Origin of the sequence: Streptomyces ossamyceticus (genome assembly GCF_001418475.1) — a bacterium.
In the GTDB taxonomy this organism is placed as follows: domain Bacteria; phylum Actinomycetota; class Actinomycetes; order Streptomycetales; family Streptomycetaceae; genus Streptomyces; species Streptomyces ossamyceticus.
The window spans coordinates 1-10,493 of record NZ_LIQX01000192.1; the positions used below are offsets into that span (position 1 = coordinate 1).

Here is a 10,493-nt window from a genome sequence, read left to right on the forward strand (position 1 = left end):
CGCCCCTGGAAAAGCAGGGGCTGCGCCCCACGCTTTTCCCGCCGCCCCGCAGCGGTGCACGCGACCAGCCCTCAGGCACCCCCACCGATATACGCGAGCCCGACCGCGAGGCCGCCCCCTCTTCCTCCATGCACGAGCCCCGACCCCGAAGCCGCCCCCTCAGCCCCAATGGGTCCTGGGGGCGGCAGACCCAGCGGGGCGGTTACGCGCCCGCCGGCTGTCGGACGTTCGCCCGGACCCAGTCCACGATCGACGCCGTCGTCGCCCCGGGCGTGAAGATCTCGGCGACACCCTTCTCCTTGAGGGGCGCGATGTCGGCCTCGGGGATGATGCCGCCGCCGAAGACGAGAATGTCCTCGGCGTCACGCTGCTTGAGGAGATCGATGACGGCCGCGAAGAGCGTGTTGTGGGCGCCCGAGAGGATGGACAGGCCGATCGCGTCGGCGTCCTCCTGGATCGCGGTGTCGACGATCTGCTCCGGGGTCTGGTGGAGGCCGGTGTAGATGACCTCCATACCGGCGTCGCGCAGCGCCCGCGCGATCACCTTGGCCCCGCGATCGTGGCCGTCGAGTCCCGGCTTGGCCACCACCACGCGGATCGGACCGGCTGCCACACCCATCACTGCCTCCATGAAACGACTACACCCATCCGTAACAGAGCACGGCCGTCATTACCGCACGTACCGCGAAAACCGCCCATATCACTATCCGCCGCACCGGGCATGTCCGCATGCCATCCGGCGCATGCCATCCGTTCCGCGGAACAGCTACCCGCACCACATACCGGGGAAGTGAACGAACGTTATCCCCAGCATCCCGCAACCGGCAGTTTCGCGGTGGAGACCGAGGGGGAAATCACACGATGGGACACGTTCGCCGCGCACCGTTCCCGGCTCTCGCGGCTCACGCGTCGCGGGGATCGAGGTGCCACGGCAGTCCTGCCGGGCACCTCAGCCCTCGTGCCGCGCGCGCCACGAACGGGAGCGGGCGCACAGGAAGGCCGTCAGCAAGGTGTCGCACCGCCCTCGCCGTTCACGGGAGCCACGGCGACGGAGGATCGACACCAGGCGGACGGTGGACGGCAGGACAGCGGGGGCCAGAAGGAGAATCGACGGCTCCCGTAGCGTCACCGACGCCTCACGCGTCGCGGGCGCACCACACGTTGCAGGGATCGGAGGCATCCGGACACCCCGGATGTGCGCGGACGCACCAGGCGCCGCAGATGATCAGGCTTCGCGTCCACGCCGCCCGCCGACCGCACCGCGGGCCTTCCACTAGGGCATACGGGGGACGCCGGTCGTCCGACCGTCTGCCGACGGGAGGGTCGGGCATGAAGGTCACCAGGGCGGCAGCGCCCCTTCTTCCGCTCTGCGAGCGACTCCTGCCCACAAGACTGACCGGCCTCTCGGTCGCCCTCCTCAAGGCGACCGCCCTGGAACTGGCGATCCTCGCCGGACACCTGCTGCTCTACCCGTCCGGGATCATCCAGGAGCGCCGGACCACACCCCCGCCCCCTTCGGCGGACGCGCCCCGCCTGCCGACGGAGGACAAGCCTCCGGTCGTGCTCCTGCACGGGTTCATCGACAACCGCTCCGTGTTCGTCCTGCTGCGCCGCGCCCTCGCCCTGGGCGGCGGCCGACACCTGGAGTCCCTCAACTACTCGCCTCTGACCTTCGACATCCGTGCCGCCGCCGAATTGCTGGGCCGGCACATCGAGGACATCTGCGAGCGCACGGGCCGGGAGCGGGTCGACGTCGTCGGGCACAGCCTGGGCGGGCTGATAGCGCGGTACTACGTGCAGCGGCTCGGCGGCGATCGCCGCGTCCGTACGCTCGTCACGCTCGGCACCCCGCACGGCGGCACCCAGGTCGCCCCCCTCGCGAACGCGCACCCGATCGTCCGGCAGATGCGGCCGGGTTCGGACCTGCTGGAGGAGTTGCGTGAGCCGGCGCCGGGCTGCCGTACCCATTTCGTGGCGTTCTGGAGCGATTTCGACCATGTGATGGTGCCGGTGGAGACCGCCCGCGTCGACCACCCCGACCTCATGGCGCGCAATGTCCAGGTCACCGGTATCGGTCATCTCGCACTGCCCGTGCACCCCACCATCGCCAACGAGATCCGCCAGGCGCTGGACGAGGCTCCGACGGCAACCCGCCCCGCCGCCCGCCCGGGCGGCCTGACGGTAGCGTGACAACAAGGGACAGATCTACGTAAACCCGGCACACTTCCGCACGCCCCCGCCACGCGCCGGACCCGCGACACCCTTCCGCTCAGCATCCACGCGCCCCACAGACGACGCACTCACACATCGAGGAGCGCCCGAAACCCCGGAACTCGGCCGCCCCACAGGCCCCACACGGCCGCCAGTTATCGAACAAACCTCGAACGCAAAGCCAAACTCGTCCCCATAGACCGCCGAAAGACGCTCGAATGCCCGTTTCCTACGACCGCGAAACCCGTTGAAGATTGTCGCGCCCGCATACCGCCGGGTACAGTCACCGCACTGCTCTGCCAGCCCCTGTCGTCGAGGCGAAAGAGAAGTTGGTGAACGATCGTCACCCGTCGGGGACCGCAACATCCCCGGCTCCGGCCTCCGATGCCGACCCGGCGCACTACGCGTCGTACGGCCACCAAGGAGCCGGTTACGGCGACTTCACCACGTACGGCGATTACTCCGCCACTGGTTTTGACTCCGGCACGGGTGCCCAGGCGAACGCCACCGGAACCTTCGAGACCGACCCTCTTTTCGGTGACCTTCCGGGCAACGACGCGGGCACCGGCTCCTACGACGCCTCCCAGTGGTCCACGGGCAGCCACCAGACCCTGAACTACGACCCGTATGCCGCGCAGCATCAGGCCGCGTACGACACGGGCAACTACGACTCGACGTCCTGGTCCACCGGTTACGGGCATCTCGCCCAGGTCCCGGGCCAGTCACAGGGCCCGGACGCCAGTGGCCAGTGGGACGCGAGCGGCTGGCTGCAAGCCGAACAGCTCGGCCAGAGTGACCAGTTGGACGCCGACCAGACCCAGCAGTGGGTCGGGGTGCAGCACTTCGCGACGGGCGTCTTCGACGCCACGCAGTGGAACACCGACGGCACGCAGGCCTCCGACGAGCACGAAGGCGGCGCCGCCGAGTCGTACGACCACGGCGACAGCGCCCCCGAGGTGCCCGACGCGCACGAGCACCCCTCCCCCGAAGCCGTGGAGTTCGCCCAGCAGGCGACCGCCACCTTCGAGCAGCTCGCCCCGTACGACGACGATCAAGCCCTCTCCGGTGACGGCGAGTTCGAGTCCGGCGGCGCCGCGCTCCTCGACGAACAGGAAGAGGTCACCCCGCCCGCCACGGCGAGCCCGGGCCGGGCGGCCACTCGCGCGGCCTCGCGGTCACGTCGCCGTGCTCCGGCCAAACGTTCCGCCCTGCTGACAGTGGCTGTTCCGTCGGCGTGCGTCATGGGTGTAGCCGGTATCGCGGCGGCCTCGGTCGGCATCGGTGGGGGCGAGACGGAGACGACGGCGGCCACCAAGTCGGACGCCACCGCCGTGAAGCCGTCCGCCGCCAACAACCAGCTCGACACTCAGCTGGAGAGCCTGTCCGCCGAGGCGGACGACTTCGCCGACCGGGCGAGCCGTACGCAGGAGCGCATCGACCTGAAGGCCCAGCAGGAGCTGGAGCAGAAGAAGGCAGCGGCCGAGGCGGCCCGCAAGGAGCGACTGCGGCCGAAGTTCGCGCTGCCGGTCGCCAAGCACGGGCTCAGCGCGTACTACGGGCAGTCCGGCGTCAACTGGATGTCGCTGCACACCGGGATCGACTTCCCCGTCTCGTACGGCACGCCGGTGATGGCCGCGACCGACGGCACGGTGCGCACGCAGTGGAACCCGGCCTACGGCAACATGGTCATCGTGACCGCCAAGGACGGCACCGAGACCTGGTACTGCCACCTCTCCACGTACAAGGTCGCCTCCGGCGCGACGGTCAAGGCCGGCGATGTCATCGCCTACTCGGGCAACTCGGGCAACTCGACCGGCCCGCACCTGCACTTCGAGGTTCACCCCGCGGGTGGCTCGGCCATCGACCCCCTGCCGTGGCTGCGCAGCCACGGACTGGACCCGACGTAACCGTCGCCCATCGGCGTATCGGGCGAGATCGAGCCAAGCCGAACAAGATCAGGTACGACAACCGGGCCCCTGCCGAGCAGGGGCCCGAGTCATGTCAGCGCAGGAGGAGGCTCGTCGGCGGAGGCGGAGGGGTGCCCTCGAAGGCGGAGGCTCGTCGCCGAGACTCCGCCGGGGCTCGCTACAGCTTCTCCACCGGCGCGTACCGCAGCAGCAGCCGCTTCGGCTTGGCGTCACCGAAGTCGATCGTCGCCTCCCCGTTGGCTCCCGTGCCCTTGACGGCGATGACGGTGCCGAGGCCGAACTGGTCGTGGGTGACGCGGTCGCCGACGGCGAGGGAGACGACCGGCTTCTCGCTGGTGCGACGGGTGGCGAAGCCTGACGCGCCCGAGGCGGAGGAACGGGAGCGCGACGACGACAGCGACGACGCGATCCCGCCGACCGGACCCGAGGGCATCGACGCGGAGCCGCCCTTGCGCTTCCACTCCAGGTAGCTCGCCGGGATCTCCTCCAGGAAGCGGGACGGCGGGTTGTACGACGGCTGCCCCCAGGCGCTGCGCATCGACGACCGGGTGAGATAGAGCCGTTCCCGCGCGCGGGTGATGCCGACGTAGGCGAGGCGGCGCTCCTCCTCCAGCTCCTTGGTCTGGCCGAGGGCACGCATGTGCGGGAAGACACCGTCCTCCATGCCCGTCAGGAAGACGACGGGGAACTCCAGGCCCTTGGCGGTGTGGAGGGTCATGAGCGTGATGACGCCCGAGCCGTCCTCGTCCTCGTCGGGGATCTGGTCGGAGTCGGCGACCAGGGCGACCCGCTCCAGGAACTCGGCGAGACTGGCGGAGGTCGCGCCCTCGCCCTCCGCCGCGCCGGCCTCCTGCTCGAACTCCAGGGCCACGGCCGCGAGTTCCTGGAGGTTCTCGATGCGGGTCTCGTCCTGCGGGTCGGTGGACGCCTGCAGCTCGGCCAGATAGCCCGTGCGTTCGAGGACCGCCTCCAGGACGGTCGCCGGACCGGCACCCGACTCGACGACGGTCCGCAGGTCCTCCATCAGCGTGTTGAACCGCTTGACCGCGTTCGTCGACCGGGCGGCCATGCCGTACGCCTCGTCGACGCGCTTCAGCGCCTGCGGGAAGCTGATCTTCTCGCGCTGGGAGAGGGCGTCGATCATCGCCTCGGCACGGTCGCCGATGCCTCGCTTGGGGACGTTGAGGATGCGGCGCAGCGGGACCGAGTCCTCCGGGTTGGCGAGAACACGCAGGTAGGCCAGGACGTCCCGGACCTCCTTGCGCTCGTAGAAGCGGACACCGCCGACGACCTTGTAGGGCAGGCCGACGCGGATGAAGACCTCTTCGAACACACGGGACTGGGCGTTGGTCCGGTAGAAGACGGCGACGTCCCCGGCCTTCGCGTGGCCCGCGTCCGTGAGGCGGTCTATCTCGTCGGCGACGAACTGGGCCTCGTCGTGTTCGGTGTCGGCGACGTACCCGGTGATCTGCGCGCCGGCACCCGCGTTGGTCCACAGGTTCTTGGGGCGGCGGGACTCGTTGCGCTCGATGACGGCGTTGGCGGCGGAGAGGATCGTCTGCGTCGAGCGGTAGTTCTGTTCGAGAAGGATCGTCGTCGCGTTCGGGTAGTCCTCCTCGAACTGGAGGATGTTGCGGATCGTCGCGCCGCGGAAGGCGTAGATCGACTGGTCGGCGTCACCGACGACACACAGCTCGGCGGGCGGGATGTCGTACTCGCCGGGGGGCACGTCGACGGGGTGCTCGGAGGTGCCGACCAGCTCCCTGACCAGGGCGTACTGAGCGTGGTTGGTGTCCTGGTACTCGTCGACGAGGACGTGACGGAAGCGGCGGCGGTAGTGCTCGGCGACATCCGGGAAGGCGCGCAGCAGATTGACCGTCGTCATGATCAGGTCGTCGAAGTCGAGCGCGTTCGCCTCGCGGAGGCGGGACTGGTAGAGCGCGTAGGCCTGGGCGAGGGTCTTCTCGAAGCCGTCGGTGGCCTGGGCGGCGAAGTCCTCCTCGTCGATCAGCTCGTTCTTCAGGTTGCTGATCTTGGCGCTGAAGGACTTGGGCGGGAAGCGCTTGGGGTCGAGGTCCAGATCACGGCAGACCAGGGCCATCAGGCGCTTGCTGTCGGCGGCGTCGTAGATCGAGAAGGAGGACGTGAAGCCCAGCTTCTTGCTCTCGCGGCGCAGGATGCGGACACAGGCGCTGTGGAAGGTCATGACCCACATCGCGTTCGCCCGCGGTCCCACGAGCTGCTCGACGCGCTCCTTCATCTCGCCCGCGGCCTTGTTGGTGAAGGTGATCGCGAGGATCTGGCCCGGGTGGACGTTCCGCTCGCCGAGCAGGTGGGCGATGCGGTGGGTGAGCACACGGGTCTTGCCGGAGCCGGCGCCGGCCACGATGAGCAGGGGGGAGCCGGCGTGCACGACGGCCGCGCGCTGGTTCTCGTTCAGCCCGTCCAGGAGAGCCGCCGCGTCGATCACGGGTCGTGGGGCACCGTCGCGGTAGTAGGTGTCCCGGTCCGGCGGCACGTCGAACTTCCCGCCGAACAGATCGTCCGGAATCGACTCCGGCACATGATCGTCCTCGGGCGGCGGCGGGGGCTCCTCGTCACGGCCGCGGGGGGCCTGGAGGTCCGCCAGGAAGCTGTCGTCAAAGAGGCTGCTCATCGCTCTCCGAGTCTAGGCGCCCCCACTGACAGCGAGGGGCCGCCCCGGGAAGTCGGTGCGGGCACGCTCCGAGCCGCGCCCCGCGGAGCCGTCGGCCACCGGTCGCACCCACCCCATCACGGTGAGCGATCGACCGTAGCACCTATCGTGTCCGCGAGGCCAAGGTCACGAAAACGTATCGGGCATATCGAACATCAACCTTCACACGGACCACACCAGTTGGCTAGCGTCTTGGTTCAGGCCGTACGACCCAACCGGCGAACGTCGCCGGGCCGCACGGCCTCCGCCGAGTCCGGTGCGCCCCTCCACGGCAGCCGGAGCCGGGGACCCACCGACCTCTGGGGTGAATCGACCCGACCGCCGTACGCGGCGAGGGCCGTAGGGCAAACCTTCCGAAAGCATGCGCCCGAACCCGACAGCTAACTCGGTAGGCGGACTACGGAAGGAGTCGCCGAACCATGGCGCCGCACCGCAAGCCGCGTCCGACCGGCCGGACGCGCGCGGGCATCCGCACCCCCGCCCTCGCCACCGCCGCCCTCACCTCCGTGGCCCTGCTCTCCCAGACGGCCACCGCCGCCCCCTCGACCGACGACAAGCCGAGTCTGGAGGAGGTCGAGAAGAAGGTAGGCGACCTCTACCGCCAGGCGGAGACGGCGACCGAGAAGTACAACTCGGTCAAGGAAAAGACCACAAAGCAGAAGAAACAGGTCGACAACCTCCTCGACGACGTCGCGAAGCGAACGGAAAAGCTCAACGAAGCGCGCGAGGAGCTGGGTTCGTACGCGGCCGCCCAGTACCGGACGGGCGCGGCCGCCCCCGACACGGCGGCCCTGCTCCTGGCGGACGACCCGCAGGAGTACTTCGCCCAGAACCAGTTGATGGACCGGCTGACGGACCGCCAGCAGGAGGCCGTCGACGGGTACGTCGCGCAGCAGGCGGAGACCTCGCAACGGCGCCAGGAGGCGTCCGAGGGCCTGGAGCAGCTCACCGAGTCGCAGAACGCCCTCAAGTCCAGCAAGGCCAAGGTCCAGGCGAAGCTCGCCGCGGCCCGCGAACTGCTCTCCCAGCTCACCGCCGAGGAGAAGGCCAGGCTCGCGGACATCGAGCGGCGCAAGCAGGAGGAGGCCGACCGCAAGGCGGAGGAGCTGGCGCGCCGGCAGGCGGCGGCCGAGTCACGGGCCGAGTCGGCCCAGGAGACACAGGAGGCCGCTCAGGACATCTCCACCTCCCCGTCCACGTCCACCGGGACCACGACGACGGTCGAGGACTCGACGTACGCCACGAAGGCCGCCAAGGCCCTCGCCTTCGCCCGCGCGCAGATCGGCAAGCCGTACGTCTGGGGCGCCACCGGCCCCGGCTCCTACGACTGCTCCGGCCTCACCCAGGCCGCCTGGAAGGCCGCCGGCGTCGACCTCCCCCGCACCACCTACGACCAGGTCAACGCCGGTACGACCGTCTCGCTCTCCGCCGCCCGCCCCGGCGACCTGATCTTCTTCTACGACAACATCGGTCACGTCGGCCTCTACATCGGCAACGGCATGATGATCCACGCCCCGAAGCCGGGCACCTACGTCCGTGAGGAGTCGATCTTCTACGACGGCGAGTCGTCCATCCACAGCGTGGTGCGGCCGGCGTAGCGGTCGCGGGGTCTGTTCGCGGGACCGGTCGGTACGGCTAGCTGTACGGCAGGTCCGCACGGCCGGTCCGCCCGGGGAGGCGGGCCGGCTCAGGTCCAGAGCACCGCGATGAAGATGTTCGCCATGGTGAGTGCGCCCACCAGTCCGAACAGCGACTTGTCCACGGTCTCCTCGTCGCGCTTGACGTACACCAGCCCCAGGATCACGACCAGCAGCGCCATCTTGATGCCGATCTTGATGTTGTTGACGGGCTGGTCGTCCGCCTGGTTGAGGCCGACGAGGATCGCTCCGGTGATCAGCATGGTGAGCGCGCCGTGCAGCATGGCGGGGACGAAGCGGGCGGCGCCCTGGCCCATGGCCTTCATCTGGGTGAGGAAACCACCCAGGAGAGCGGCGATCCCGATGATGTGGAGCGCGACGAAGAGGTGGATGAGTACGTCCATGGGTGGAGCCTAATGAGAAGGCGACGACCGGCCGGGCACCGGGGGCGGGGGCTTGGGGCTTCCGGCGTGGGCGAGGGCGCTGTGCCGCACCCGGCGACGGCGGGCCCGATCTTGCATATATGCGCCCTATAGCACCGTCTCGTCCCGCCCGGCCGGGAATGGCCGCATCGATCATCGCGCAGCGTGATTACGGCGGCGCCAGGGCGGGATCACGGTCACATACGGTCACCTCGCGGTCGGTGCACGCCACTTCCGTACAAGGCGTTACCGGCCCGACACACTCAGGTTTAACGTCCTCCCTCAGGTGACCGGCTCCCCACCGCCGCCCGGGCCAGGGGCGGCAGTCGGACACCACCGCCGAGAAAGTCCGGCGGCGTCCCGCTCCCCCCTGTGCGGGCCGCCGCCGGATGCGTCACCGCTCCCCCAGGCGGACTGTGCGCTCCGACGCACGGACGGCGGTCGTACGAGAGGACATGGAGTCCCACGTGGCAGCGCACCGCAAGCCCAGACAGCGCTCGCTCGGCGGCCCGACGGTCCGCACGGCCGCGACCCTCGCGCTCGCCGGCGCGGCGACCGCGACCGGTTTCGACGGTACCGGGCACGCCGACCCCCGCCTCACGCCCGAGCAGATCAAGGCGAAGGTGGACAAGCTGTACGAGGAGGCGGAGGTCGCCACCGACAAGTACAACGGGGCCAAGGAGAAGGCCGACAAGGCGCAGGAGAACCTGGAGGAACTGCGCGACCAGGCCGCCCGCCGCACCGACCGCCTCAACTCCGCCCGCGAGCAGTTGGGTTCGCTGGCCACCGCGCAGTACCGGACCGGCGGCATCGACCCGTCGTGGCAGCTGGCGCTCTCCGGTGATCCGGACCAGTACCTCGCCAACGCCGCCCTCGCCGATCGCGTCGGCACCCGGCAGGCGGCCGATGTGGCCGGCGTACGGCAGCAACTGCTGGAGATCGAACGGCTCCGCGGGGCCGCTCGTGTCGAACTGGGCACCCTCAGGACCAAGCAGCAGGAGGTCAAGCGACACAAGAAGACGGTCACCTCGAAGTTGACCGAGGCACGGCGGCTCCTCGACCGCCTGACGCCCGAGGACCGCACCCGGCTGAGCAGCCCCGGCTCCGGCACGGGTCACGCCTCGCGCTCCGCCCTCTCCTCCCCGCGTACCGTCACCGGCCCGGTCTCACCGGCCTCCTCCGCCTCCGACGCCCCCAATGCCCGTGCCGCCTCGGCCGTTTCCTACGCGTACTCCAAGCTCGGCAGCCCGTACGTCTGGGGTGCCACCGGCCCCAACGCCTTCGACTGCTCCGGCCTCACCCAGGCCGCCTACCGCTCCGCCGGTGTCTCCCTCCCTCGCACCACCTACGGCCAGATCGGCGCCGGCCGCCGCGTCTCCCGCGCGGAACTGCTCCCCGGCGACCTGGTCTTCTTCTACTCCGGCATCAGCCACGTGGGCATCTACGTGGGCAACGGTCAGATGATCCACGCCCCGAACCCCTCCGCCCCGGTACGCGTGGCACCCCTCGACGAAATGCCGTTCGCCGGCGCCACGCGGGTGGCCTGAGCGAGGAGAGAGCGCTGAGTGAGCGAGGAGTGGGCGAGGACCGGCGGCCGGGC

Annotated in this window: 7 protein-coding genes and 1 riboswitch; of the genes, 4 read left to right on the forward strand and 3 right to left on the reverse strand. The window is 69.8% G+C overall.

The features are described from left to right. Positions 1-202: 202 nt before the first annotated feature. The gene (locus AOK15_RS15590) at positions 203-619 is read right to left on the reverse strand and encodes a coenzyme B12-dependent isobutyryl CoA mutase small subunit (RefSeq protein ID WP_055517099.1); all 417 of its coding nucleotides are present in this window, start codon (positions 617-619) and stop codon (positions 203-205) included. Between the two features lie 710 nt (positions 620-1,329). Between AOK15_RS15590 and AOK15_RS15595 the strand changes: the two genes are divergently transcribed. Both AOK15_RS15595 and AOK15_RS15600 read left to right on the forward strand, forming a co-directional pair. Next, entirely contained in the window at positions 1,330-2,190 is an 861-nt protein-coding gene (locus tag AOK15_RS15595) for an esterase/lipase family protein (protein ID WP_055517101.1), read from the forward strand. Positions 2,191-2,543: 353 nt separating this feature from the next. After that, entirely contained in the window at positions 2,544-4,118 is a 1,575-nt protein-coding gene (locus AOK15_RS15600) for a M23 family metallopeptidase (protein WP_055517103.1), read from the forward strand. A gap of 178 nt (positions 4,119-4,296) precedes the next feature. Here the strand turns inward: AOK15_RS15600 and pcrA are convergent, their stop codons facing one another. Beyond that, positions 4,297-6,795: a DNA helicase PcrA gene (gene pcrA / locus AOK15_RS15605; protein WP_055517106.1), complete on the reverse strand. Its 2,499-nt coding sequence runs from the start codon at positions 6,793-6,795 to the stop codon at positions 4,297-4,299. Between the two features lie 274 nt (positions 6,796-7,069). Continuing rightward, a riboswitch (cyclic di-AMP (ydaO/yuaA leader) is annotated at positions 7,070-7,244 on the forward strand. Positions 7,245-7,253: 9 nt separating this feature from the next. Here pcrA and AOK15_RS15610 point away from each other — a divergent pair. Beyond that, positions 7,254-8,432 carry a C40 family peptidase gene (locus tag AOK15_RS15610; protein WP_055517108.1) on the forward strand — a complete coding sequence of 393 codons (1,179 nt, stop codon included), beginning with the start codon at positions 7,254-7,256 and terminating at the stop codon, positions 8,430-8,432. Positions 8,433-8,521: 89 nt separating this feature from the next. Here the strand turns inward: AOK15_RS15610 and AOK15_RS15615 are convergent, their stop codons facing one another. Next, positions 8,522-8,875: a hypothetical protein gene (locus tag AOK15_RS15615; RefSeq protein ID WP_055517111.1), complete on the reverse strand. Its 354-nt coding sequence runs from the start codon at positions 8,873-8,875 to the stop codon at positions 8,522-8,524. 485 nt (positions 8,876-9,360) lie between these two features. Here AOK15_RS15615 and AOK15_RS15620 point away from each other — a divergent pair, with 485 nt between their 5' ends. Continuing rightward, positions 9,361-10,440 carry a C40 family peptidase gene (locus AOK15_RS15620; RefSeq protein WP_055517113.1) on the forward strand — a complete coding sequence of 360 codons (1,080 nt, stop codon included), beginning with the start codon at positions 9,361-9,363 and terminating at the stop codon, positions 10,438-10,440. The last annotated feature ends 53 nt before the right edge of the window (positions 10,441-10,493 follow it).

Excerpts from the sequence above, each read along its gene's own strand:
- pcrA (WP_055517106.1), bottom strand. The coding sequence starts at position 6,795 with ATGAGCAGCCTCTTTGACGACAGCTTCCTGGCGGACCTCCAGGCCCCC.
- AOK15_RS15595 (WP_055517101.1), top strand. The coding sequence starts at position 1,330 with ATGAAGGTCACCAGGGCGGCAGCGCCCCTTCTTCCGCTCTGCGAGCGA.
- AOK15_RS15610 (WP_055517108.1), top strand. The coding sequence starts at position 7,254 with ATGGCGCCGCACCGCAAGCCGCGTCCGACCGGCCGGACGCGCGCGGGC.
- AOK15_RS15615 (WP_055517111.1), bottom strand. The coding sequence starts at position 8,875 with ATGGACGTACTCATCCACCTCTTCGTCGCGCTCCACATCATCGGGATC.
- AOK15_RS15590 (WP_055517099.1), bottom strand. The coding sequence starts at position 619 with ATGGGTGTGGCAGCCGGTCCGATCCGCGTGGTGGTGGCCAAGCCGGGA.